General features: G+C 71.3%; 23 protein-coding genes. 12 read left to right on the forward strand and 11 right to left on the reverse strand.

Features of this window, described 5'->3' with window-relative positions; translation table 11 throughout:
• Position 1: 1 nt before the first annotated feature.
• From BGM09_RS09075 to BGM09_RS09090, 4 genes are all read right to left on the reverse strand, one after another.
• Positions 2-838 carry a 3-methyl-2-oxobutanoate hydroxymethyltransferase gene (locus tag BGM09_RS09075; protein WP_188280959.1) on the reverse strand — a complete coding sequence of 279 codons (837 nt, stop codon included), beginning with the start codon at positions 836-838 and terminating at the stop codon, positions 2-4.
• A 100-nt stretch (positions 839-938) separates the two neighbouring features.
• Positions 939-1460, reverse strand: a complete 522-nt coding sequence (locus BGM09_RS09080; RefSeq protein ID WP_223186541.1) for a 3-methyl-2-oxobutanoate hydroxymethyltransferase — start codon at positions 1458-1460, stop codon at positions 939-941.
• A gap of 1 nt (position 1461) precedes the next feature.
• A complete protein-coding gene (locus BGM09_RS09085) occupies positions 1462-2748 on the reverse strand; it encodes a Rieske 2Fe-2S domain-containing protein (protein WP_188280960.1) in 1287 nt (428 codons plus the stop codon).
• Positions 2749-2802: 54 nt separating this feature from the next.
• A complete protein-coding gene (locus BGM09_RS09090; protein ID WP_317452612.1) occupies positions 2803-3117 on the reverse strand; it encodes a 2Fe-2S iron-sulfur cluster-binding protein in 315 nt (104 codons plus the stop codon).
• 220 nt (positions 3118-3337) lie between these two features.
• On the opposite strand from BGM09_RS09090, the gene BGM09_RS09095 reads away from it, so the two are divergent.
• Both BGM09_RS09095 and BGM09_RS09100 read left to right on the forward strand, forming a co-directional pair.
• Positions 3338-4453 (forward strand): ethanolamine ammonia lyase-activating protein, encoded by a 1116-nt coding sequence (locus tag BGM09_RS09095; protein WP_188280962.1) that lies wholly within the window; start codon positions 3338-3340, stop codon positions 4451-4453.
• Positions 4453-6042: an ethanolamine ammonia-lyase reactivating factor EutA gene (locus BGM09_RS09100; protein ID WP_188280963.1), complete on the forward strand. Its 1590-nt coding sequence runs from the start codon at positions 4453-4455 to the stop codon at positions 6040-6042. Before BGM09_RS09095 ends, BGM09_RS09100 begins: the two co-directional genes overlap by 1 nt.
• A gap of 129 nt (positions 6043-6171) precedes the next feature.
• Here the strand turns inward: BGM09_RS09100 and BGM09_RS09105 are convergent, their stop codons facing one another.
• Positions 6172-7521 carry an NAD(P)/FAD-dependent oxidoreductase gene (locus tag BGM09_RS09105; RefSeq protein WP_188280964.1) on the reverse strand — a complete coding sequence of 450 codons (1350 nt, stop codon included), beginning with the start codon at positions 7519-7521 and terminating at the stop codon, positions 6172-6174.
• A 128-nt stretch (positions 7522-7649) separates the two neighbouring features.
• Between BGM09_RS09105 and BGM09_RS09110 the strand changes: the two genes are divergently transcribed.
• Positions 7650-8675 (forward strand): cupin domain-containing protein, encoded by a 1026-nt coding sequence (locus BGM09_RS09110; RefSeq protein WP_188280965.1) that lies wholly within the window; start codon positions 7650-7652, stop codon positions 8673-8675.
• Positions 8676-8704: 29 nt separating this feature from the next.
• Positions 8705-9397, forward strand: a complete 693-nt coding sequence (locus BGM09_RS09115; RefSeq protein WP_188280966.1) for a class I SAM-dependent methyltransferase — start codon at positions 8705-8707, stop codon at positions 9395-9397.
• An 89-nt stretch (positions 9398-9486) separates the two neighbouring features.
• Here BGM09_RS09115 and BGM09_RS09120 read toward each other — a convergent pair whose 3' ends face one another.
• Entirely contained in the window at positions 9487-10266 is a 780-nt protein-coding gene (locus tag BGM09_RS09120; RefSeq protein ID WP_188280967.1) for a FadR/GntR family transcriptional regulator, read from the reverse strand.
• Between the two features lie 335 nt (positions 10267-10601).
• Between BGM09_RS09120 and BGM09_RS09125 the strand changes: the two genes are divergently transcribed.
• The 3 genes from BGM09_RS09125 to BGM09_RS09135 all read left to right on the forward strand — a co-directional run bounded on the left by BGM09_RS09125 (position 10602) and on the right by BGM09_RS09135 (position 14731).
• Positions 10602-11666, forward strand: a complete 1065-nt coding sequence (locus tag BGM09_RS09125; RefSeq protein WP_188280968.1) for an ABC transporter substrate-binding protein — start codon at positions 10602-10604, stop codon at positions 11664-11666.
• 112 nt (positions 11667-11778) lie between these two features.
• Complete coding sequence (locus BGM09_RS09130; RefSeq protein ID WP_188280969.1) at positions 11779-13554, forward strand: ABC transporter permease; 1776 nt, start codon at positions 11779-11781, stop codon at positions 13552-13554.
• A gap of 37 nt (positions 13555-13591) precedes the next feature.
• Positions 13592-14731 (forward strand): ABC transporter ATP-binding protein, encoded by a 1140-nt coding sequence (locus BGM09_RS09135; protein WP_188280970.1) that lies wholly within the window; start codon positions 13592-13594, stop codon positions 14729-14731.
• Between the two features lie 19 nt (positions 14732-14750).
• Here BGM09_RS09135 and BGM09_RS09140 read toward each other — a convergent pair whose 3' ends face one another.
• Together BGM09_RS09140 and BGM09_RS09145 are read right to left on the reverse strand one after the other, a co-directional pair.
• Entirely contained in the window at positions 14751-16529 is a 1779-nt protein-coding gene (locus BGM09_RS09140) for a phospholipase C (RefSeq protein ID WP_317452602.1), read from the reverse strand.
• Between the two features lie 159 nt (positions 16530-16688).
• On the reverse strand, positions 16689-17222 hold the full coding sequence (locus tag BGM09_RS09145; protein WP_188280971.1) for a PH domain-containing protein: 534 nt from the start codon (positions 17220-17222) through the stop codon (positions 16689-16691).
• Between the two features lie 213 nt (positions 17223-17435).
• On the opposite strand from BGM09_RS09145, the gene BGM09_RS09150 reads away from it, so the two are divergent.
• Positions 17436-18107: an SGNH/GDSL hydrolase family protein gene (locus BGM09_RS09150; RefSeq protein ID WP_188280972.1), complete on the forward strand. Its 672-nt coding sequence runs from the start codon at positions 17436-17438 to the stop codon at positions 18105-18107.
• A gap of 42 nt (positions 18108-18149) precedes the next feature.
• Here BGM09_RS09150 and BGM09_RS09155 read toward each other — a convergent pair whose 3' ends face one another.
• Complete coding sequence (locus BGM09_RS09155) at positions 18150-19013, reverse strand: LysR family transcriptional regulator (protein WP_188280973.1); 864 nt, start codon at positions 19011-19013, stop codon at positions 18150-18152.
• A gap of 91 nt (positions 19014-19104) precedes the next feature.
• Between BGM09_RS09155 and BGM09_RS09160 the strand changes: the two genes are divergently transcribed.
• On the forward strand, positions 19105-19842 hold the full coding sequence (locus tag BGM09_RS09160; protein ID WP_188280974.1) for an SDR family oxidoreductase: 738 nt from the start codon (positions 19105-19107) through the stop codon (positions 19840-19842).
• A gap of 115 nt (positions 19843-19957) precedes the next feature.
• On the opposite strand, the gene BGM09_RS09165 is transcribed toward BGM09_RS09160, so the two are convergent.
• Positions 19958-20644, reverse strand: a complete 687-nt coding sequence (locus BGM09_RS09165) for a TetR/AcrR family transcriptional regulator (protein WP_317452603.1) — start codon at positions 20642-20644, stop codon at positions 19958-19960.
• Between the two features lie 300 nt (positions 20645-20944).
• On the opposite strand from BGM09_RS09165, the gene BGM09_RS09170 reads away from it, so the two are divergent.
• Positions 20945-21265, forward strand: a complete 321-nt coding sequence (locus tag BGM09_RS09170; protein WP_188280976.1) for a DMT family transporter — start codon at positions 20945-20947, stop codon at positions 21263-21265.
• Positions 21266-21282: 17 nt separating this feature from the next.
• Here BGM09_RS09170 and BGM09_RS09175 read toward each other — a convergent pair whose 3' ends face one another.
• Complete coding sequence (locus tag BGM09_RS09175; protein WP_188280977.1) at positions 21283-22059, reverse strand: SDR family oxidoreductase; 777 nt, start codon at positions 22057-22059, stop codon at positions 21283-21285.
• A 205-nt stretch (positions 22060-22264) separates the two neighbouring features.
• Between BGM09_RS09175 and BGM09_RS09180 the strand changes: the two genes are divergently transcribed.
• Positions 22265-23167: a helix-turn-helix transcriptional regulator gene (locus BGM09_RS09180; RefSeq protein WP_188280978.1), complete on the forward strand. Its 903-nt coding sequence runs from the start codon at positions 22265-22267 to the stop codon at positions 23165-23167.
• A gap of 348 nt (positions 23168-23515) precedes the next feature.
• Entirely contained in the window at positions 23516-24274 is a 759-nt protein-coding gene (locus tag BGM09_RS09185) for an SDR family NAD(P)-dependent oxidoreductase (RefSeq protein ID WP_188280979.1), read from the forward strand.
• Positions 24275-24318: the final 44 nt, after the last annotated feature.

A 24318-nucleotide genomic window follows, 5' to 3' on the forward strand; every position in this document is an offset into this window, starting at 1 on the left:
CTCAGTTGCTTTCCGGCGGTACGGGAATCCCGCCCGCCACCTGCCGGGCCGCCCGCACATCCCCCGCGTACGCGCTGAGCGCGTCCAGCGTGATCCGGGCGACGTTGGCGTACGTGTCCGGCGGATCGTCGATGGTCGAGGCCGCGTACCCGATGGCCGCGTGCGCCATCCGCATCCGGCCGTCGAGCCACGGTCCGCCGCCGAAACCGCCGACGACGGGTACGGCGACGGCCTCGGCGACGGCGGCGCCCACGACCGGGCCCGAGTTGGTGAAGTTCAGCAGCACCGCGCCCGCGTCCTCCAGCCGCTTGGCCTCCGCGACCAGCGCGTCCTTCATCTCCACCGGCACCTGGTCGGCGGCCGACGGGACCGCCCGGTACTCCACGCCGTAGCGCAGGGCGGTCTGCGGGGTGATCCCGAACTGCGCGAAGACCGGGATACCCGCGCGGGTGATCGCGGTGACCGCGTCCAGGTAGTCGGAGGCCGCGTCCAGCTTGACCATGTCGACGCCCGCCTCCTTCACGAACCGGATGGCGGCGCGCACCGCGCTGTCCGTGCCCTCCTGGAGCGGTCCGAAGGGGAAGTCGGCACTGACCAGGGCCCGTTGGACACCGCGTCGTACCGCCTGGGTGACCACGAGCATCTGGTCCATGGTCACTTCGAAGGGGTTGGCGTGGCCCCACAGATTCACGCCGACGGTGTCGCCGACGGAAACGATGTCCACCCCGGCGCGGTCCGCGACGCGCGCGATCTGGTAGTCCCAGGCCACGACGCCGACGATCTTCCGGCCTTCGTCCTTCATTCGTCGCAGTGTGTGCGGGGTGATCTTCTCGGACATCTCGCCTTCGCTCTCCTGCTGGTGACGGTGCGTCGGATCAACGCCCCCGTATCGCCCGGACCCGTATCGCCCGGTCCCGCAATGCGCAGGCCCGTACCGCTCAGACCCGCAGCGCCGTGAGCAGTTCGAACACGTCGCTCTCGTCGGCGGACAGCAGCAGCACCCGCGCGTGCGGGCGCAGCGCCGCCACCGCGTCGTCGGCCTCGAAGCCGTCGCCGAGGACCACGCCCGCCGTGGTGATGGCCCGCGCTCCGCACTCCCGGCCGATCGCGGCGGCCTGCGCCCGGCCCGAGTCCTCGGTGGCCAGGATCACCACCACGTCGGTGCCGGTCAGTACGTCGGCGAGCGCGGCGGGTCTGCCGTGCAGTTCGAACAGGAGCGGGGCGCCGCCCGGCGCCGCCTCGGACGAGGCTCCCGCGGTGTAGAAGCGGGCCTTGGCCCACGGCCCGCGCGCCACCCGCCGGGCGACCGCCTCGGCCGCGCGGTCCAGCGCGATCACCCGCGCGTTGCGCGCGGGCGCCAGCGGCACGGTGATCCTGAACCGCGACTCCTGCCGTGAGGCCGCCCGCGCCGACTCACTCGGATGACCCGGATATCCGGGATACATGACCGGTGTCGTCATGTCAGACCGACGACTGAGCGACGCCGGGCATGACGGTCACCGCGTCGCGGCAGGAGTCCAGGAACGACTCCGCCTGCGGCAGCACCACCGCCGCCGACCGCACCCGGTGGTGGGCGGGGTCCACTCCCGGCGGGGTCACGCCCTCGTCCCGCAGCGCCACCGCCGCCTTGCGCAGTTTCTGCCGCGCCTTGATGATCCCGCTGTCCGCGGGCACCAGGCGCTCCTTCGTGCGGTCCACGATCGGGCCCATGCTCTCCTGGAGCGAGGCGTCCTGCATCGCGATGCCCGCGACCCCCGAGTACGTGTCCCCGCGCCGCTGCGCCTCACGGTCCATCAGGTAGTCGTTGTCCATGTTGGCCGCGGGCCGGTAGGTGCCGGGGATGTTTCTGCTGTGCACGCCGTGGCCGTCGATCATGGCCTGCCGCTCGTCGCCGGTCAGCGCCCGCACCGGGTGGTAGTCGAAGGAGTACGTCCAGCAGTTCTCGTCGTCGATCGGCACCCAGAAGTGGCCGTGCACCGGATGGTCGCCGCGCGGCGGCACCATCGTGAAGGCCGGCATGACCCAGGGCGTGATGCGCCAGTAGTAGCTGCCCTCCTCGGCGTTGCGCCGGGCGCCGACGAACAGGCCGCCCTCGCTGTCGGCGACCTCGAAGAAGGGCTTGGTGTCCCTCATGTTGTACTCGTTGCCCTTGGCGCCCCTGAACAGCGGATCGGTCTTGAGGCCGCCGGAGTGCAGGAACGTCACATGGCTGGAGTCGATGCCGCCCTCGAACGCCTGGAGCCAGTTGGACTGCTGCCAGCGCTTGGAGGTGTACGTCTGCTCCTCCGGCACCTGCACCCATTCGAACTCCGGCAGCTCAGGACGCTCGGCCGGGTCGCCCATGTACGTCCACAGCAGGTCGCCGATCTTCACCAGCGGATACGACGTGAGCCTCACGTTCTGGCAGAAGCTGCTGTTGTCGGACTCCGACGGCACCTCTACGCACTGGCCCGTGACGTCGTACTTCCAGCCGTGGTACGGGCAGCGCAGGCCCGCCTCCTCGTTGCGGCCGAACCACAGCGAGGCACCGCGGTGCGCGCAGAACTCGTCGATCAGGCCGTAGCGGCCCTCGCTGTCGCGGAAGGCGAGCAGGCGCTCGGACAGCAGCTTGACCCGGACCGGCGCGGCGCCGTCCTCGGGCAGCTCCTCGGCGAGCAGCGCGGGAAGCCAGTACCGCCGGAAGAGATTCCCCATCGGGGTGCCGGGGCCGGTCTGCGTCAGCAGCTCGTTGATGTCTTGTCTAAGCACGGCCGTTTCCCTTTCACGTGATGGCCTGTCACCGCGTCCGGCGGCGGAGGGAGATCAGGGCTGCTCGGGCGGGATCTCGACGGTCAGCCCGTCGAGCGCCTCCGTGACGCGGATCTGGCACGCCAGGCGACTGGTGCCGCGCCGCTCCGCCACCGCCATGTCCAGCAGGTCCTCCTCCATGTCGCCGGGAGGGCCCACGGCGGGGGCGAACTCCTCGGCGACCCAGACGTGACAGGTCGCGCAGGAGCAGTTGCCGCCGCATTCCGCGACGATCCCGGGAATCCCGTTCTTGACCGCGGTCGCCATGACGGACTCACCGACCGTCGCCTCGACGGCGTACTCGTGACCGGTGCTGCCGATGTAGATCACCTTGGCCAAGACACCTCACGCCCTCTCGTGACATCCGTTGGTATGTCCATTAGACCAGAGCGTCCGGCGAGCGCACAAGCACCTCATGGAGACCCGGGAGGCCGGCGAGGTCAGCGCCTCGGGAGTGACGGGCCGGGTCCTGGCCGGTGCGTTGACACCCGGAAAAAATTGGCCTTAGGGTCCTACCAATTAAGTATGTCCGATCGAGGAGGACTACCGGATGGCCAGCGACGCGATCGTCAACGAGTCCTTGGCGGCGAAGTTCGCCACCGAGAAGGAGTCCCCCTACACCCGCTGGGTGGCCGCCGAGGGGCTGGACATCATCGCCGCCCACTACGTCCCCGACCTGCGGACCGTCGAGCTGAAGCCGTGGGAACGGCGGGGCGGGCGCGGGGTGTTCATCAACCACGAGGCCACCCGCACCTCGAACGACTGCTACGTCTGCGAGATCCCGGCGGGCGGCAGGCTCGCCCCGCAGCGGCAGCTCTTCGAGGAGATGATCCTCGTCCTCGAAGGGCAGGGCTCCACCAAGGTGTGGAACGACGCGGGCGCGGAGGTCACCTTCGAGTGGCAGGCCGGCTCGCTGTTCGCCATCCCGCTGAACGCGCACCACCAGCACTTCAACGGTTCCGGCCGGACCGCGGCGCGCTTCGTGTCCTCGACGAACATGCCCCCGGTGATCAACCTCTACGACGACGTCGACTTCGTCTTCGGCACCGCCAAGGACTTCCCCGGCCGCTTCGACGGCGAGCCCGACTACTTCTCGCCCAAGGGCGAGCAGAAGGGCCTGCTCCTGGACACCAACTTCGTCGCCGACGCGGCGAACCTGCCGCTGATCGAGGCGAAGGAGCGCGGCGCGGGCGGCGGCCACATCCGCTTCGCCATGGCCAAGGGCTCGATGAACAGCCACATCTCGCAGTTCCCGACCGCCACGTACAAGAAGGGCCACCGGCACGGCCCCGGCGCGCACGTCATCATCCTCACCGGCACCGGCTACAGCCTGATGTGGCCGGAGGGCGAGGAGCCGCGGCGCTACGAGTGGGGCCCCGGCACGCTGATCGTGCCGCCCAACATGTGGTTTCACCAGCACTTCAACACCGGTGCGGAGCCCGGCCGTTACCTCGCCTTCAAGCACGAGGCGGTCTCGCTGCGCAACGCGCAGGGTGTGCCCAAGGCATGGATCAGCCGCCGCATCGGCGGTGACCAGATCGACTACGCGGACGAGTCGCGGGTCGTCCGCGAGATGTTCCGCGAGGCGCTCGCCGAGCACGGCGTGGAGCCGAGGATGGACGACGTGTACGAGGCGGAGCTGTCGACGCTGGCCCCCAAGCCGTAATGCCCGGTCGCCAGCGCGGGGACGGGGTACGCCTGGTCCACTCCGCGCACGTGCCCGACCACGACCATGTGCACGACGAGGACGCGGTCGACCCGATCGAGGACAACCCGATCTGGCGGCAGGACAACGTCGAGCTGCGCAGCGTCGGCATGGACATCGGCTCGTCCGGCACCCAAGTGGTCTTCTCGCGGCTGCACCTGCGGCGGATCAGCGAGGATCTGACCAGCAGATACGTCGTCGTCCGGCGCGAGACGCTGTACCGCTCCCCGGTCGCGCTCACTCCGTACGCCGACACCGAGCGGATCGACGCGCGGGCGCTGGGCTCGATCATCGACCGCGCCTATCACGCGGCGGGCGTCGACCCCGCGCGGATCGACACCGGCGTGGTGATCCTCACCGGTGAGGCACTGCGCCGCCGCAACGCCGAGCCCATTGCCCGCGTCCTGGCCGAACGCGGCGGCGAACTCGTCAACGCCACCGCGGGCCACCACATGGAGGCCATGCTGGCCGCCTACGGTTCCGGCGCGGCCAAGGCGTCGTACGACCGTGGCCTGCGCGTCCTCAACATCGACATCGGCGGCGGTACGACCAAGCTCGCCGTCCTGGAGGACGGCCGGGTCATCGCGACCGCGGCCCTGCACATCGGCGGCAGGCTCCAGGTCGTCGACGAGGCCGGCCGGATCGTCCGCTTCGAGGCCGCGGGCCGGGTGCACGCGACCCGCGCCGGATACCAGTGGAAGCACGGCGACGCCGTCACCGCCGAGGAGACCGAGCGGGTCGCGGAGACCATGGCCGACGCCCTGGTCACGGCGGTCACCGCTGCCGTGACCGGTACGGAGCCGCCCGCCGAGGTCGGGCGCATGTATCTCACCGACCCGCTGCCCGAACTCGGCCGGATCGACGGGGTGTTGTTCTCCGGCGGGGTCGCGGAGTACGTCTACGGCCGCGAGGTACGCCGGTTCGGCGACCTCGGTCTGCCGCTCGGCCACGCCCTGCGCCGACGGGTGGACTCCGGCGCCCTGCCGTATCCGCTGCTGCCCGCGGGGGAGTGCATCCGGGCCACCGCGCTCGGCGCCTCCGAGTACAGCGTGCAGCTCAGCGGCAACACCGGCTGCGTCACCGACCCCGACGCGCTGCTGCCCCGCCGCAATCTCCAAGTGGCCCGACCGGTCTACGTGTTGGGCGAGCGGATCGACCCCGAGGCGGTCGCCGCCGCCGTCCGGCAGCGCCTGGCCGCCCTCGACCTCCCGCAGACCGGAGCCGACGTGGCGCTCGCGCTGCCGTGGGGCGGCCTGCCCGACTACGACCGGCTGATCGCCTTCGCCCGCGGGGTACGGGACGGCCTGGCGGACCGGATCGCCGCGGGCCTCCCCGTCTACCTCGTGCTCGACGGGGACGTGGCGATGACCCTCGGGCGGCTGCTGCGCGACGAACTCGACGTCACCGGAGACCTGTTGGTCATCGACGGGATCGGCCTCCAGGACTTCGACTACATCGACATCGGCCGCATCCGGCACCCGTCCGGCACCGTGCCGGTCACCATCAAGTCGCTGGTCTTCAGCGAGGACCCGCGCCGTTTGAGGCCCTGACGCCTAAGACCTGACGCCCGACGCCCGACGCGTACGAGCCGCCCCCGACGAGGCCGCCCCCGTACCCCGCCTGACAGCGGTGCGGGGGCGGCCTTCGCGCCGAGGGTTTCTGGTTACGTGCGCGATCCCTCAGAGCGCGGGCGCCGCGTCGGCCTCCGGCTCCGGCTCCGGCTCCGGCTCCGTCTCCGGCTCCGACCCCGTCTCGATCAGGGACTTCAGCGGGGTGCCGGGGTCCGCGGCGCGGTCCCGGTCGATCGTCGCTCCCTGCCCGAGGGCCTTGCGCACCGCCATGTAGTCGGCCGGGCGGTTCACGGCGTCCACGGCCAGCAGCCGGCCGCGCCGGTAGTACAGGACGGAGAAGTGCTCGTCGTCCGGCGCGCCGCGCACCACGTGGTCGTCGTACCCGGTGGAGAGCCCGGCCGTCTGGAGCTTCAAGTCGCCCTGGAAGGACCAGAACCACGGCACCGACGTGACGTCCACGCTCCGCCCGGCCAGCGTGGCGGCGGCCACCTGCGCCTGGGCCACGGCGTTCTGCACCGACTCCAGGCGTACGCGGCCCCGCCCGGTCATCGGGTGCGGCCGTACGGTGCAGTCCCCGGCGGCCACGACGGCCGGTTGGCTGGTACGGGCCAGGGCGTCCACGACGATGCCGCCGTCGCAGTCGAGCCCGATCCGCTCGGCCAGTTCGGTGCGCGGGACCACGCCCGCGCCGACCAGCACCAGGTCGGCGGGCAGCCGCGTACCGTCGGTCAGCGTCACCCCGGTCACCCGGCCGGGTCCGCGGCCGTCGCCCGCCCCCGACCCCTCGACGGCGGCCACCGCCGCGTTCAGCAGGATGTCAGTGCCGCGGCGCAGGTGTGCCTGCCGGTAGAACTCCGAGACCAGCGGGGCGACCGCGCGGCCCATCAGCCGGTCGGCGGCTTCGACAACGGTGACCGACCGGCCCAGGGCGCGGGCCGCGGCCGCCGCCTCCAGGCCGATGAAACCGCCGCCGACGACCACGAGGCGGCCCGCGCTCGCCAGCCTGATTCGCAGGTCCTCGGCGTCGTCGTGGTCGCGCAGATAGCAGACGCCGTCCAGCTCCGCGCCAGGCAGCGGGAGTCGTCTGGGCGCCGCGCCGACCGTCAGGGCCAAACGGTCGAAGGGCAGTTCGCGTCCGCCGGCGGTGGTGGCGAGCCCGGCGCCCGGCGGGCCCGCTGCGGACAGCGCGAGGTCGGTCACCCGCTCGCCGCTGACCAGGTCGATCCCGGCGTCCGCGTAGAAGGCGGGCGCCCGCAGCGCCAGCGAGCCGAAGTCGGCCTGCCCTGCGAGGAATTCCTTGGACAACGGCGGGCGCTGGTAGGGCGGGTGGATCTCCTCGCCGACCAGCGTGATCGGCCCGGTGGCACCGAACTGACGCAAGGACACGGCCAGTTGCAGACCCGCCTGGCTGGCCCCGACGATCAGTGTCCCGCGGTCCCGCTGGTCCTTGCCCGGCATCGGAGCCCCTCTCAGTGGCGATGCTGAATGTCATACCATTAAACCATCACCGTTTCGAGTCGTTGACGGCCTAGAGGTAGGTTGATATAAAGGTTAGGCCAATGACCCGAGGTCTAGAGGAGAGCCGTATGAGTGACAAGAAGGGCCGGGTCTTTCTCCGGGGGATCACGTCCGAGACGTACGGTCTCAAGGAGTTCCGCCGCAATCAGCTCGACGCTCCCCGGGTCCGGGACGACTCGGTCGTGGTGGACGACGCGAAGGTCGGACACTCCGGCGACTCGGAGCAGTCCCGTACGTGGTGGCGGGTCGGCCCCGGCGACGAGCCGTTCCTGACCCAGAGCCTCCAGGTGCACTTCGTCGAACTGCCCCCGCACTCGTCCAACCACGGCCACGGGCACCAGAACGAGGCGGCCTTCTACATCCTCGACGGCGCGGGTTACGAGATCCACGACGACCAGCGCTACGACTGGGCCAAGGACGACCTCGTCCTGGTCCACACCGATTCGGTCCACCGGCACTTCAACCCGTACGACGAGACCGCCCGTTGCCTGATCTTCAAGGCCAAGTCCGAGTGGATGTACCTCGGGCTGATCCAGCAGGGCCGCAGCGGACCGGTCGAGAACGAGGACCGTTTCGGACCCCGCGAGGACTGGTCACGGGTATGGACCCCCGACGTGGACAAGCTCCGCAAGGTCGTCAAGTCCGCTGTCACGCCATGGGAGTTGACCCCGCTCGGCCGGGTGAGGACCCTTTCCGCGCCCGGCGACGACGTCCGCACCTTCAGCGTCGACGCCTTCGTTCTGGACATCCCGGCGGGCAGCCGCTCCGGCAGGCGCTGGCATATGGCCGACGAGATCCTCTACGTACGCTCCGGCCACGGCTACAGCCTGCACTGGGAGGTCGAGGCGGAGATCGCGGAGAAGTACTACGCGCGGATCGCCAAGGAGCCCACCCGGCACGAGATCAAGCCGGGCGACACCCTCTACGTCCCGCACAACACCATCGCCCAGCACTTCTCGGCGGACGGCGAGCCTCTGGTGCTGATCTCCGGCCAGAACCGGCTGTTCAAGCAGCTCGGCTACGACAACGTGGCCTATCTGGAGAACGCGCCCGAGTACGACGAGGCGCACGCCGCCCCGGCCGCGCGGTCCTGACCGCCCTCATCAGGACTGGAGCCGACGACATGCCGGACATGAGCCGTACCGCCGCCGCCGTATGGTCCGACCCCGACTTCGCCACGGCGTGGCTGGACGCGGACCCGCAGGGAGAACACGACCTGCTCGCACTGCCGCGGCTGATCGCCGCCCGCGTGGTCGCCGAGGTGACACCGCGGCCCCAGCTCGTCGTGGACGTCGCGGGCGGCTCCGGGAAATTCCTCGGTGTCATGCTCGACGCCTTCCCCGGCGCCCGGGGCGTGTGGCTCGACGCCTCGGAGACCATGCTGGACCGGGCCAGGATCGACCTGGCCCGATTCGGCCCCCGCGTCACCTTCACCGTGGGTGACATGACCGAGCTGCGCGCGTCCGGAGTGCCCGGGGGAGCGGACGTCGTCGTCACCTCGCGGGCCAGCCACCACCTCGACCGGGCGGAGCTGCACGGCTTCTACCGCGAGGCCACCGGGCTGCTGGCCGGGGGCGGCTGGATGGTCAACCTCGACCACATCGGGCCGGCCGACGTATGGGACAAGCGCTACCGGTCGGTGCGCAGGAGTTTCGGGGCGTACCGGCCGTCCGCGCCCAGCCACCACCACAACTACCCGCTGCCCAGCGCCGAGGACCACCTCGACGGCTACCGCGCGGCCGGGGTGGAGGATCTGGACATCGCCTGGAAGGCGTTCTACACCTGCCTGTTCATGGGCCGGGCGCCGCAGGGCTGAGCGGAGGAACCGGGGCCGGGAACGCGCCCCCTTCGACCCGGATCTCCGCGTCGAAGGGGGTTCGGCACCGCGTGCCGACACACAGCCGCCTACTGCTTCTTGCGCCGACCCGCCGCCTTGGGCTCGTCCAGGCAGAGCCGGTCCGCGGTCCTGCTCAGGTGCTCGCGCATGATCCGCTGCCCGGTCTCCACGTCGTCCGCCTGGATGGCCGCGATGATCGCCCGGTGCTCCTCCAGGCCGCGCTTGCCCATTTCGGGCGCCGTCTGCTGCGCGGTCGCCAGCGACATCAGCAGCGGCCCGTGGAAGGAGTGGATCAGCATCTCGAACGCGGTGTTGTGCGTGCTCGCCGCCAGCCGCGTATGGAATTCGGCGGACAGCGACACGTCGTAGTTGCCGCCCGCGACCGCCTCCTCCTGCCGGTCGCAGATCGCCTGGAGCGCGGCGATGTCCTCGTCGTCCGCGTTCGCGCACAGCAGCGGCATGATGCCGACCTCCAGGACCAGCCGGACCTGGGTCACATCGGCCGCCGACACCGACGAGAGCGTGAGCAGATCGGTGATGCTCGCCCCGACCCGGTCGCTGGTCGGCGTGGTGACGAACGCCCCGCCGTGCGCGCCCACCCGGATCTCGACCAGTCCGCCCGCTTCGAGCACCCGCAGCGCCTCGCGCACGGTCACCCGGCTGACCCCGAACCGCTCGCACATCTCGCGCTCCGGCGGGAGCCGGTCGCCCGGCGTCAACTTGCCCTCGTGGATGAGCGAGCGCACCTGGTCGACGATCAGCGCGGAGATCCGTCGGTCGTTCACGGGGCTGAGGAGCCGGCCGGACTGACCGTCCTCGATCCTCGCTGTCGGACGGCGAGCGGCCATAAGGGTTCCTTCCATAGACGTTGACGACCCCATAGTAGCTGATTAGGGTATGACCAATAGGCCCTGGTGGGGACCTGCCTCCGTGCTGCCCCCCATGAGTTCGGCCTCCGGGTCCTATGGACTCCGTGTGCCCCGGTATTGAGCCCTTCCCGCCTCCCGGTACTCGGTCAAGTATGCGCTGACTATTGCAATGGTCATACCGACAGTCCAGACTGTCAGAGGTTTCGGAGCGGAGCTCCGACGAAATTCGGCCACGGCCGGGCTCTTTCCGCGGACCTCAACTGGAGGATGACCGCATGCACACACCGCATGGACGACAAAGAGCGGGCAGAGCCGTGCGCGCCCCCCTCGCGACAGCGGCTGCCCTGCTGCTGGCCTGGGCGCTGACCGCCTGCGCGGGCGACGCGGCCGGTGTCACCACGAAGGTCGAACCGGCCCAGCGGCCGGAGGAACTGCTGCCGCAGGCCCGCCAGGAGGGCAAGGTCGTCTGGTACACGACCTTCGCCGACTCCGACGTGAACGAGATGATCGCGGCCTTCCAGAAGGCGTACCCCGGTGTGAAGGTCGAGGCGCTGCGGCTCAGCGCGGACAAACTGCCCTCCCGCCTGGTCACCGAGCAGCGCGGCCGCAAGTACAACGCCGACGTCATCTCGGCGGACTGCGAGCCCGTCTACCAGCTCATCCAGGTCGGCACGCTCATCCCGTACGAGCCGCCGCACGTGCCCCCGCTCCCGGCCCAGTTGCGGGATCTGCCGAAGGGCTACGGCAACGCGGTGTACATCCTCACCAGCGCCATCGCCTACAACCCGACCGGCGTCAAGGCGCAGCGCCTGCGGCCGCCGACCAGCATCGAGGACCTGACCAGGCCGGAGTGGAAGGGCCACTTCTCGATCGACCCCTCGGCCATCAACTGGTACGAGAGCCTGATCACCGGCCTCGGCCACGACAAGGCGCTGGCCCTGGTGAAGAAGCTGGGGAACAACTCGCCCCGGCTGGTGGAGAGTCACACCCAGTCGCTGACCGAGGTGCAGGCGGGGGAGCCGCTGGCCTCGGTGAACGCGTACGCGTACAAGGCCGCCTCGCTCGCGAAGAAGACGCCCACCCGGATGGCGTTCAGCAACACCGACCCGCAGCCGGCCGCCGCGGCCCTCGCGGAGATCGCCAGGAAGGCACCGCACCCGGCCGCGGCCAAGCTCTTCATGGACTGGCTGATGTCGACCGAGGGCCAGGCCAACGTCGTCGGCATCACCAACCACACCTCGCTCGACCCGCTGGCCGACAACGACACCAGCGTGTACGACCCGGCCAGGTGGAAGCCCGCCTGGTCGCTGCCGGTGATCAGCGCGGACACCTACGACCGCTATCTGACGGAGTATCAGAAGGCCCTGCACGCCGTCTGACCGGGCCCGCCTCGTCCGCCGCAGCGGAACGACGGGGGCCGCCCCGCCCGTCGCGGACGCACACCGCCCGCCACCCGGCTCCACCCGCACCGACCCCAGGACGGCCACGCTCATGAGCCTGCTCAGCCGGTCCCGCCCGGCGCCACCGCCCCCGACCACGCTCCCCGTCCACCGCGCCCGCCTCGGCAGGCTGACCGGCTGGTTCCGCGACCCGCGCAATCCCCTGCTCGCCGCCGTCGCCGTGGTCGTGGCGTACCTGGCCCTCGTACCGGCGGGTACCATGGCGGTGGCCAGCCTCCAGACGTCGTTCCTCAGCGCCGCGCCGACCTCCTGGACGCTGCGCCACTACACCGAGACCCTGGGCGACCCGGACTTCTGGACCCTGGTCGGCAACTCCTTCGGGTACGCCGCCGCCACCGCCGTGATCAGCACCGTGGTCGGCTTCGGCCTGGCGTATCTGGTCACGCGCACCAACACCCCGGCGAAGTTCTTCGCCCGCGTCGCGGCCCTCATCCCGCTGATCATCCCCGGCATCCTCAACACCGTCGCCTGGGCGCTGCTGTTCGCCCCGCACACCGGCGCCCTCAATGTGCTGCTGCGCGACCTGCGCCTGCCCGCCTTCGACATCTACTCGCTCGCGGGCATGGTCCTGGTGCAGTCCATGCACGTCACACCGGTCGCCTTCCTGATGGGCACCGCCGCGTTCACCTCGATGGACTCCTCGCTGGAGGAGGCGGCGCTGGCGTCGGGCGCGCCGCCCTGGCGGGTCTTCCGTACGATCACCGCCCGGCTGATCCGGCCCGCGATCATGTCGGCCGTGCTGCTGATGTTCGTCCAGACCATCTCCACCTTCGAGGTGCCGCAGCTCATCGGCGTCCCCGGCCGTACCTTCGTGTTCGTCAGCAAGATCTACAACGCGCTCCAGGCGTTCCCCACCGACTACGGCACGGTGGGCGTCATCGGGATCTTCATCCTGGCCGTCGCCAGCGGCGGCCTGTGGCTGTCGCGGCGGCTCAGCGGCTCGGGCGCTGCCGCGCAGACCGTCACCGGCAAGGGCTTCCGGCCGACCGCCACCGACCTCGGCCGCTGGCGCTGGCTCGGGCTGGCCGCGTTCGTCGTGTTCTTCCTCGTCGCGGTGGCGCTGCCACTGCTGATGCTCGTCTGGTCGTCGCTGCTGCCCGGCTACGAGCCGCCGTCGCTGTCGGCGCTGCACCACCTCACGCTCGCCAACTACCGCGAGATCTGGCACACCCCCGGTCTGCTCGACTCGGTCCGCAACAGTCTCGTCACCGCCGTCATCGCGGGCGCCGTCGTCACCGTGATCAGCGCGGTCGTCGCCTACATCACCGTCAAGACCAAGGTCCCCGGGCGCGGCCTGCTCGACGGCCTGGCGACCGTACCGCTCGCGGTGCCCAGCGTCGTGATGGGCGTCGGCATCCTCTACTGGTACCTGACCGCCCCGATCCCGCTGCACCTGTACGGCACCCTGACCATTCTCGTCATCGCCTTCGTGACGATCGGACTGCCCTACGGCCTGCGGTACATCGTGCCCGGCATGGCCCAGATCAAGGACGAGCTGGAAGAGGCCGCCGCGGCGAGCGGCGCCTCCTGGCCGCGGACCTTCCGGACGATCTACGTTCCGCTGCTCGCGCCCTCGCTGACCGCCGCGTTCCTCTACACGGTCATCGTCGCCTTCCGTGAGATATCGGCCGCGATCTTCCTCTACACCCAGGGCACCCAGGTGGTGTCGGTGACGATCTACCAGCAGTGGTCGAACGGCAGCTACCCGATCGTGGCCGCCCTCGGAGTGCTCATCGTCGCCTTCCTCGCCGTGATCGTCGCCGTCGTCAGCCTGCTCACCAGGAAGACCGGCCTGAACCGCCGGTGAGCACCCACCAGACCCGGAGCACTCGAAGGAGAGTCTCGTGATCGAGGTACGCGGACTGATCAAGCGGTACCAGGGCCGTACGGTGCTGCGCAACGCCGTCGACGGCATCGACCTGGACGTGCCCGAGGGAAAGCTGGTGACCCTCCTCGGCCCCAGCGGCTGCGGCAAGACCACGACCCTGCGGCTGATCGCCGGACTCGAAAAACCGGACGGCGGCCGGATCAGCATCGGCGGCACGCTGATGTGCGCGCCCGCGGACGGCGTCTTCGTCGGCGTCCACCACCGGCCGATCGGCGTCGTCTTCCAGTCCTACGCGGTCTGGCCGCACATGACCGCCGTGCAGAACGTCATGTTCCCGCTGCGCTCGGGGCAGAAGCGGCTGCCCAAGGCCGACGCCAGGCGGCGCGCCATGGAGGCGCTGGAGATGGTGGGCCTGGCCGAATACGCCGACCGCCCGGCACCGGCCCTGTCCGGCGGCCAGCAGCAGCGGATCTCCCTGGCCCGCGCCCTCACCCGCGAACCCGAAGTGCTGCTGCTCGACGAGCCGTTGAGCAACCTCGACGCCGGACTGCGGGACCGGGTGCGCGACGAGATCAGGGCCGTGCAGCAACGCCTCGGCATCACCACGGTCTTCGTCACCCACGACCAGGACGAGGCCCTCGCGGTCTCCGACGAGGTCATCGTGATGGACCACGGCCGGATCGTGGAACGCGGCCAGGCCCAGGACATCTACGCCCGGCCGCGCGAGGAGTTCACCGCCCGCTTCATGGGCATCTCCAACAGCCTCCCCGGCACCGTGGCCTCCGCGCACCGCGACCTCGCCGAGATCGACCTCCCGCACGGCCGCCTGCGCTGCCTCGCCTCGGGACAGCCCGCCGTGGGCAGCCGCGTCAACGTCTTCATCCGCCCGGAGAGTCTGGTCCTGTCCCGCAAGGACCCCTCGGGCCGCGGCTGGAAGGGCACCGTCGAGTTCAGCATCTACCACGGCGACTGCTGGGACTACCACGTCCGCGTCGGCGACACCCTCCTGCGCTCGCGCGTGTACCGCGAGAAGGCCGGACTCGCCCACGGCGACCCGGTGTTCGTCGTCCCGGAGGAGGAGACGGCCATCGCCATCACCCTCACCGGGACACCGGACCCGGCCGCGGGCGAGCGGCCCGTTCACAGCCCGGGGTAGACCCGCCGTACCCGGCGGGTCAGCGCGGGGGAGGGAAGGACTGGGCGGCACCCGGGCGCGCGGGCATGGGCTGGGCGGCGGCCGCTGTCTGGGCGGCGAGGTGGGCGGCTGTCGTGGCGGGGGCGAATTCCGGGCTGGCCGGGGCGGGGTCGCGGTTCTGGAGGCGGAGGGCGCCGGTGAAGTCGCCGAAGGTGCGGCGGCGCCACGTGCTGATCGGGGTGAAGGTCACAGGACCGTGGCCGGACAGGCCGCCCGCCGCGGTGACGGTCTCGATGAACCGGAGGCCCGAGGTGTGGTCGGAGACCTCGGAGAAGATCCGGCCGCCCACGGTCCAGGGGGAGACGATGACGCACGGCACGCGGAAGCCCGCGCCGACCGGCAGCCCCCCGCCCGGAGTGCCCTTCGGAGACGCCAGGTGGACGAACTCCTCCGGGTACGTACGGGGGTTGGGGACGGGCGGCGGGACGTGGTCGAAGAAACCGTCGTTCTCGTCGTAGTTCAACACGAAGACCGTCGAGTTCCACAGTTCCTCGTTGGACGCCAGCGCCTCCAGCTTGGACGCCAGGTACTGCGCGCCGGCCGCCGGGAGATTCGGCGGGTGCTCGTCCGCCTCGCTCGGCATGTAGAGCCAGGACACGTCCGCGAGGACGCCGTTGGCGCAGTCCTCCTCGAAACCGAGCGTCGGGTCGGCCGCCGGGGACGGGTGGGTGGGATCGCCGACCCGCCCCGCTGTGCCGTCGCCGTAGAGCGTGCCGCCGGTCATGACGGCGTTGTGGAGGGCGACGGGCAGGGTCGCCTTGTTCTGGAAGCTGGCGAACCAGGCGAAGACGTTGTACCCGCTGGTCGCGCCCGAGAAGTACGTCTTGACGCTGTACCCCGCGTCGTACAGGACCTCCGCCGCCGACGGGTGGGTCATCGGGTTCGGCCGCACCGTCTCCAGCACGGGCCCGCCGAATGTGCCCTCCGGGTCGTTGGTGCCGGACATCCAGACGAGCCGGTTCGGGTAGGTCGGGCCCAGGACCGAGCAGTGGTAGTTGTCCAGCAGGGTGAAGGACTCGGCGAGCGCCCAGTGGAACGGGATGTCCTCGCGGGTGAAGTACCCCATCGTGTAGGACCCGTTGGCCTCGCCGTCCGAGGCGATGTGCGCGGACAGCCAGCCGTCCATCGCGCCCTGGTTCCACGAGGCGTGCTGGTCGCGCCAGTCGTGGGAGAGCGACGGGATCGCGGCGGCGCCCGTGCTGAGCGTGGACATGTGGAATGGTTCCAGATACCCGTCGGGGTGGGCCGGATCGGGCTGCCGGAAGACCGAGTCGCCGTTCGGGAGCTTGATCGCCGTCGTGTCGTCGAAGCCGCGGGCACCGGGAAAGGCGCCGAAGTAGTGGTCGAACGACCGGTTCTCCATCATCACGTACACGATGTGCTTGATCTGGGACAGGTCGCCCGTGGCCGGCCCCGCGGTCGCGGCCCGCGCGAGGTTCTCGGGCAGCACGCCCGCCACCCCGGCGGCGCCCGCCAGCGCGGCGGCGCGGGCGACGAAGCGGCGCCGGGAGATCCGCGGGCGGCCTGAAGCGGTGTTGCTCATCGTCAGTCTTGTCTCCGTCTGGTGGGACCCGGTCAGGACTTCTGCGGGGCGGGACCGCGCGGGGCGGCGCCGTGGCCGCGCGGAGCCGTCGGGCCCGCCGCGCCGCTGCTCTCGCCGCCAGGCGCGGCTGAGGAGTTCACCACCGTCGTGATGACCCCGGCCGGAGAACGCGCCGAGGCCGTCGTCCGCCTTGTCGGCAGTATGGTCGCCCGCCACGGTCGTGAGGGTCCCGGTCCGCGCGTCGCCCCGGCGGATCACGTTGTTGGCCGAGTCCGCGATGAAGAAGCCGGTCGCGGATCAGTGGGCCACCGGCCTTCTCGCCCCCGGTCACCGTCTCCCGTCGTCCTGCCGTCCCGTCGTCCTGCCGTCTTCCCGTCAGCGGGGACGCGAGGTCCGCTCCTCGGCGCCGTAACGGTGCTCCTGGTCGCCGTCCATCGCCTCGTAGATGGTCCTCTTCAGGCCCTCGGGGTCGGGAATGTGCTTCAGGGTCAGCAGGCCCTGCTCGGAGGCCGACTCGATCTTGAGCGTGCCGCACCGGATGATCCGTTCCCACAGTGAGGCGGCGAACGAGATGTCGTTGATCCGGGCCAACGGGATGCTGCGGCCGGTCTTGTTCACGAAGCCGACCCGCATGTGGACCCGCTTGGTGGTCAGGACGTAGAGGGTGCCGCGCCACTTCATGAGCGGGATCAGCCAGAACCACAGCGATACGAGCGCGGCCACACCGAGCACGGCGTACGTTGCGGCGTCCGTCCAGCTCTTGCCGGAGGGCAGCACCCACAGCAGCGCGCCCGCCGCGGCCCATGTCACACACAGCACCACGAACTCGCCGACGAGTTGCGTCCAGTGCTGCCGGGTGACGTATATGAGTTCTTCGTCATCGGTGAGATAGCGGTCCACGGAAGGCATGCTGCGCATATTGGCATACGGCTCTGACGTCGAACACCGCGGCCGGAAGCCCGGTACGGGCCCGTTACGTTTCCGCCAGCGGGTTCCGCGCCTTCGCGGACCGCAGGTTGCCGCGTGCCCGGTCGCGAACGGGCAGGTCGGGGACCGTACAGTGGGCGATCCGAACGGTGGTACGAACAGCGATACGCGTGTCGGCACGGGAAAGGCCCGATCATGACGTCCCCTCTGAGCCCGCAGGCCCGCCCGAATCTCGTCCCGGACGACGGCGTCGTGCTCTTCATCGGCGACAGCATCACCGACTGCGGTCGCGACCTGGACGCGCCCGACTCCCTCGGCGACGGCTACGCGGCCATGGTGGCCGAGCGGTACGCGGCCGGACACCCCGGCTCCGGGGCGCGCTTCGTCAACCGCGGCATCAGCGGCAACCGCGCGGTCGACCTGCGGGGCCGCTGGGATCGGGACTGCCTGGCGGTCGGCGCCGACGTGGTGTCCGTCCTGGTCGGGATCAACGAGGTGTGGCGCCGCTTCGACAGCGACGACGCCACTTCCGACGAGGAGTACGAGGACCACTACCGCACCGTCCTCGGCCAGGCCGCCGACCAGGGCAGCGCGCTGGTGCTGATCGAGCCGTTCGTGATGCCCGTCAGCGACGACCAACTGGCGTTCCGGGACGACCTGGACGGCAAGCTGACGGTGGTACGGCGACTGGCCGCCGACTTCTCCGCCACCCTCGTCCCCGCCGACGCCCTGATGACGCGGGCCGCCGCCGACGCGGGTCCCCGCAAGTGGACCGACGACGGCATCCACCTGACCTCGGACGGTCACGCCCTGCTCGCCGACGCCTGGCTCACCGCGGTCGGAGCGGCGCTCCCCGAGCGGGCCTGACGCCCGCGCCCCGGCCCCTCGCCGGTCGCCCGGTCCGCCGGCTCACAGCCGGGTGGCCGTGCGGATCAGGGCGGCGAGGGGGAGGGAGCGGCTGTGGGCGGGCCAGGCGATGTGGGTGACGACGGGCGGAGCGTCGCTGAGCGGGACGGCGGTGTGCTCGGCCCACAGCCAGGCGCGGGCGGAGTCGGGGAAGACGGCCATGGTGCGCCCGAGGGCGATGAGCTGGGCCAGTTGCGTCTGGTCGTGGATCTCGGGGCCAGGGCCTGGCGGATACGTGCCGTCGTGGGCCCAGCGGGCGAGCGGGAGACCGGGGAGGTCGCTGACGTCGGCCAGCGACACGGTCGTCCGCGTGGCCAAGGGGTGCCCTGCGGGCAGGATGGCGATCTGGCCCTCGGTCATCAGTTCCTCGCTGTCGAATCCGGCGAGGGAGTTGAACGGCTTGTGCATGAGCGCCACGTCGGCGCGGCCGTCGCGCAGCATCTCGCCCTGTTCGCACGTGCCGCTCGGCAGCACCTCGATCTCGGCGGCGTCCGGCTCGGCCGCGTAGGCGTCCAGGAGTTTGTGCAGCAGTTCGTGGGACGCGGCGGCCTTCACCGCCAGGACCAGACGGTCGCGGGCCCCGCCCGCGCGGTCGGCCCCACCGGCTCGACGGGTACGGCGCGCGGCGGCGGCCGTCGCGTCGAGGGCCGCGCGGCCCTCGTGCAGCAGCACCTCTCCTGCGCCGGTCAGAACGACCCCGCGGCGGTCGCGGGTCAGCAGCGTGACGCCGAGCCGCCGTTCGAGCCGCTGGATCGCGCGGGACAGCGGTGGCTGGGCCATGCCGAGGCGCTCGGCGGCGCGGCCGAAGTGCAGTTCCTCGGCGACCGCCGTGAAGTACCGAAACTCGCGGGTCTCCAAGGTGTCCATGACCACAGCGTACGTGTGATACCTACCGGGTATCACAGAGCGCCGTATCGGTGTTGGATGCCCGGCCCGGCGGCGGGCGAGCATCGACGGTATGAGCGAAACGAAGATCGCGCTGGTGACCGGCGCGAACAAGGGGATCGGCTACGAGATCGCGAGCGGCCTCGGCGCCCTCGGCTACCGGGTGGGTGTGGGGGCGCGTGACGAGGGCCGTCTCGAAGCCGCCGTGGACAAGCTGCGCGCCGCCGGGGTGGACGCCTTCGGGGTGCCGCTGGACGTGACCGGCGACCGCAGCGTCACCGGCGCCGCGGAACTCGTCGAGTGGCGGGAGGGCCGCCTGGACGCCCTGGTGAACAACGCCGGTATCTCAGGGCCGACGGGGCCGGGGTGGACGCAGGACCCGACGACGCTCGACCTCGACCTGGTCCGCACCGTCGTGGAGACCAACGTCCTCGGCGTCATCCGGGTGACCAACGCGATGCTGCCTCTTCTGCGGCGCTCCGCGGCACCGCGCATCGTCAACGTCTCCAGCGCCGTCGCCTCCCTGACCCGGCAGGCGGACCCGGACATCGAGATCGGCCCGGTGATGGCGGCCTACTCGCCGACGAAGACGTTCCTCAACGCCGTCACCGTGCACTACGCCCGGCAGTTCGCCGGTACGAACATCCTGATCAACGCGGCCTGCCCCGGCCTGGTCGCGACCGACTTCACCGGCTTCCTCGGCCCCCGCACCCCCCAGCAGGGCGCGGCCACCCCCATCCGGCTCGCCACCCTGCCCGACGACGGCCCGACCGGCGCGTTCTTCGAGGACGCCGGCGTCGTCCCCTGGTAACGGCTTCCGGCCCGGCCGTCGAGCGCGGACCGGGCCCCGTACGCCCGGGGCCTGCCGGACGTCCTGAGCGCCAGGGCGCACAGGCTCGGGCACCGGGTCCTGAGGGTGCGCCGGGTCAGCCGCCGGCGGCCTCGACCGCCAGGGCGTCCTGGGCCGTGCCGCGCATGCCCGCGACGATCATGTCGACACCGCGCCGGTAGTACGCGTCGTTGCTCGCGCACGACAAGAGCGCGTCGGCGGCGGCCACGACGTGCGGGTAGCGGTCGGGGGAGAGGTCGAGCAGGCTCGCCTTCTTCGCGCTGACGGCCTCCTCGCGGGACTCGGGGTCCAGGGCCGGATTGCTGCGGCCGGGCTCGGTGATGACCAGGGTCACCAGCGAGCACAGCGCCTGACCGGCGGTCTGCGCGCCCTGCTCGACCGGCAGACCGGCCGCGGAGAGCAGCGCCAGGGTGCGTTCGGTGACACCGAGACCGGGCTCCGATGCGAAGATCCTGGTGATCACCAGACCGGCGGCGTTCGGGTGCGGGCGCAGCGCCGCCAGGAAACCGCTCAGCAGGTCGTTCATCTGCTCGTGCCACGGTCGCTCGTCCGGCTCCGGGACCCGGACGTCGGTCAGCAGCCGCTCGGTGACCGCGTCGAACAGCCCGTCCTTGTCCGGGAAGTGCCGGTACAGCGCCATCGGTGTCACGTCGTGCTGCTGGGCGACCCGCCGGATCGTCACGGCTTCAAGACCTTCGCTGTCGGCCACGGCGAGCGCGGTGGAAATCAGCTCGTCCCTGTTCAAGCGCTTGTGAGCCGCCACGGGTCCCGCCACCTCCTGGTCGACAGCCTGAGCGACACCGGATTCCTCGCCGCCGCCACTACGCAGCGTACTGCGTATACACCCACGAACGATGCCGCCGAGGGTCAAGGTATACGCCGTACGCATACGGTGTGCGACTCCGGGACTGTCCCGGAAACGGCGGACGGTCCGCACCCCGGTCGGATGGCCGTATCGCCGGACTTTGCTATGGTCGGACGAGTAACCCGACGAGCGCGTCGTACCGGGACCCCTGCAAAGACGGCGCACCCCCGTAAGCACGAAACCCACGGAGGTGCCCTCATGGCATGGGTCCTTGTTGTTGTCGCAGGTCTGCTCGAAGTGGCCTGGTCGATCGGAATGAAGTACACCGACGGCTTCACCCGTCCCGTCCCGAGTCTGCTGACCGGCGCGGGCATCGTGGCGAGCATGCTGATGCTCTCCCAGGCGGCGAAGACGCTGCCGATCGGCACGGCGTACGGCGTCTGGGTCGGCATCGGCGCGGCCGGTGCGGCCGTGGTCGGCATGGCGGTGCTCGGCGAGCCCACGACCGCCGCCCGGATCTTCTTCGTCTCGCTGCTGCTGGTCGCCGTGGTCGGTCTGAAGGCGACCTCGGGCCACTGACCGCCGCTGTCGACGGGTCAGCTCGGCTGGCCCGTCGGCATGACGGTGACCTGCTGGATGTTGACCCGCGGCGGCAGCGTCGCGATGAAACCGACGGTCCTGGCGATGTCCCCGGCCTCCAGGAACTCCATCGACTGCCGGGCGCCGTCCAGCCACTCCAACGCGCCCGCGTCCGTGACGTGGGTCTGGAGTTCGGTGCCGACGATGCCCGGCTCCAGGGAGGTGACCCGGACGTTCTTCGGGCCGAGTTCGACCCGCAGATTCGTGGACAGATGCGTCACGAACGCCTTCGTCCCGCAGTAGACGGCGAAGGTCGGGAAGATGTTCCGCGCGCCGATCGACGAGGTGTTGATCAGGTCGGCGACGCCGCGCTCGGCCGCGGCGGCGATCAACTGCGGGGTGAAGGCGCCGATCGCGTTCATCAGGCCCTTGATGTTGAGGTCGATCTGCCGCTGCCACAGGTCGGTGCGCAGCTCGTCGACCGGCGAGGGCAGCATCACGCCCGCGTTGTTGAACAGCAGGTCGGCGCCGCCCAGTTCGGCCGCCACCCGGTCGGCGGCGGCCAGCAGGGCCTCCGGGTCGGTGACGTCGACCGGCAGGGCCAGGGCGGCGCCGCCGTTCTTGGTGATCCGGGCGACCAGGTCCTCCAGCCGGTCGGTGCGGCGGGCCAGCACCGCGACCTTCGCGCCGAGTTCCGCCAGGTGCTCCGCGGACGCCTCGCCGAGACCGCTGGAGGCGCCGGTGACGACCGCCACCCGGCCGGTGAGGGGCTTGCTGATGTCGTGCGCGGACATGGCTGTCCACCCTTCGTGTTCGGTGTGATCCGGCGGCGGACCCTCGGTCCGCCTGCCGTCCAGCACACCACCCGGGCAGCCGCCGCAGAGCGCCGAAAAGTGCCCTGACCAGGCAGGTAACGGCCGGGCTCGCACCAGCGAGGCAGGTACTGGCAGGGCCAGTCACGACGCGCGCGGCCCGCGTGCCGCCCGCCACACTGGGGGTATGGACCGCAGCACCGACACCGCCGACTTCCTGCGCTCGCGCCGGGCCCGTATCACCCCCGACGAGGCGGGACTGCCCGCCGACGGCCGGGTCCGCCGGGTGCCGGGGCTGCGCCGCGACGAGGTGGCCCGGCTGGCCGGGGTGAGCACCGAGTACTACACCCGGCTCGAACAGGGGCGCGGCGGGAACCCGTCGCCCGAGGTGCTCGACGCGCTCGCCCGCGCGCTGCGGCTCGACACCGCCGAGCGCGAGCACCTGACCGACCTGCTGACCCGCAGGCCCGCCGGGTCCCGGCACGCGCCGACCGGACCGCAGCGGGTACGGCCGGGGCTCCATCTGCTGCTCCAGACGCTGGAGCACGTGCCCGCCTTCGTCCTCGGCCGCCGCACCGACGTGCTGGCGTCCAACCGACTGGCCCGCGCGCTGCTCGTCGACTTCGACGCGCTGCCCGCGACCCGCCGGAACATGGCCCGCTACTACCTGCTGGACCCCGAGGCGCGCGAGCGCGTCGTCGACTGGGAGCAGCTCGCAGCCGAGACCGTCGCCATGCTCCGGCTGGAGGCCGGCCGCTACCCGAACGACCGTCAGCTCGCCGACCTGGTCGGTGAACTCACCCTGCGCTCACCGGAGTTCACCACCTGGTGGAACGACCACCGGGTGCTGCGCCGCACCCACGGGATCAAGCGCTACCGCCATCCCGTCGCGGGGGACCTGGAGTTCTCCTACGAGTCGCTGCAACCGCCCGGCGATCAGGACCAGACGCTGTGCGTCTACACCGTCGAACCGGGCTCGCCGAGCGCCCAGGCGCTCCAGCTCCTCGGCAACTGGACGGCGCCCGCTCCGCAGGGGCCGGGCGGCGGCCGGGAGAGCGGCCAGGACAGCGACCCGGAGCTGCAAATCTAAGCCCGGCGCCACGCTCACCCCCCCCGTGCGTCGCCTGCGCCTTCAGCCCGGAAGGGCTCGACGGACCGGCGCGGGTCCGGCACGCGTACGAGCGCGGGCCCGGCGGCCGGACCCCGCCGTCGGCTGCACCGACACGGCGGACGGGACGGTGTACGGCGGGGCGTATCCGCTCCACAGCGGCGTGGCCGTTCGGCTGGACCGGTCGACACGACGCCGGACTCGTCGTGCTGGCGCGGCGGGAGCCCGCCCACGGCCCCGGGCGTCACTAAAGTCGCGGGAGGCCCAGAACCTTCCGGCCGCACCGGCCGCACCGACCAGGCCCACCGTACCGAGGAGCAGGACCAGCACATGAACGCAGCACTCCGCTTCGCCGACAAGGTGGCCGTGGTCACCGGAGCCGCTTCCGGGATCGGCGCGGCCACCGCAGAACGGCTCGCGGCCGAGGGCGCCGCCGTGGTCCTCGCGGACATCGCGGCCGACCGCGCCGAGGGCGTCGCCGCGGGCATCCGCGAGGAGGGCGGCCGGGCGGTGTCCGTACGGGCGGACGTGTCCGACCCCGAGGACTGGGAGCGGATCGTCGCGGTGGCGCACGCCTACGGCCCCGTAGCGGCCCTGGTCTCCAACGCCTACACCGTCGACGTGGCCCCGGCCCACGAGATGTCCGTCGCCTCCTGGGAGCGCCAGCTCGCGGTCAACCTCACCGGCGGGTTCCTCGGCTTCCGGGCGCTGCTGCCCGACCTGCGCACCGCCCGCGGCGCCGCCGTCCTCACCTCCTCCGTCCACGCGCACAAGGGCATCCCCGGCCACCCCGCCTCCGCGGCGGCCAAGGGCGCGCTGCTGTCGCTGAGCGGCCAACTGGCCGTCGAGTACGGGCCCGAGGTCCGAGTCAACGCGGTGCTCCCCGGTCCGATCCTCACCTCGGCCTGGGACCGGGTGCCCGAGGAGGAGCGGGCCCGCAGCGTCGCGGAGACCGCGGCGCGCCGCTTCGGCCGCCCGGAGGAGGTCGCCGCGGCCATCGCCTTCCTCGCCTCGGACGACGCCTCGTACATCACCGGTTCGAGCCTGCTGGTGGACGGCGGCTGGAGCGTCACCAAGGCATCGGCCTGACCGCCGCGCACCACCAGCTCAGCGGCGAGATCCCCGCAGGGGCG

Source organism: Streptomyces sp. CBMA29, from assembly GCF_014596445.1.
GTDB lineage: Bacteria > Actinomycetota > Actinomycetes > Streptomycetales > Streptomycetaceae > Actinacidiphila.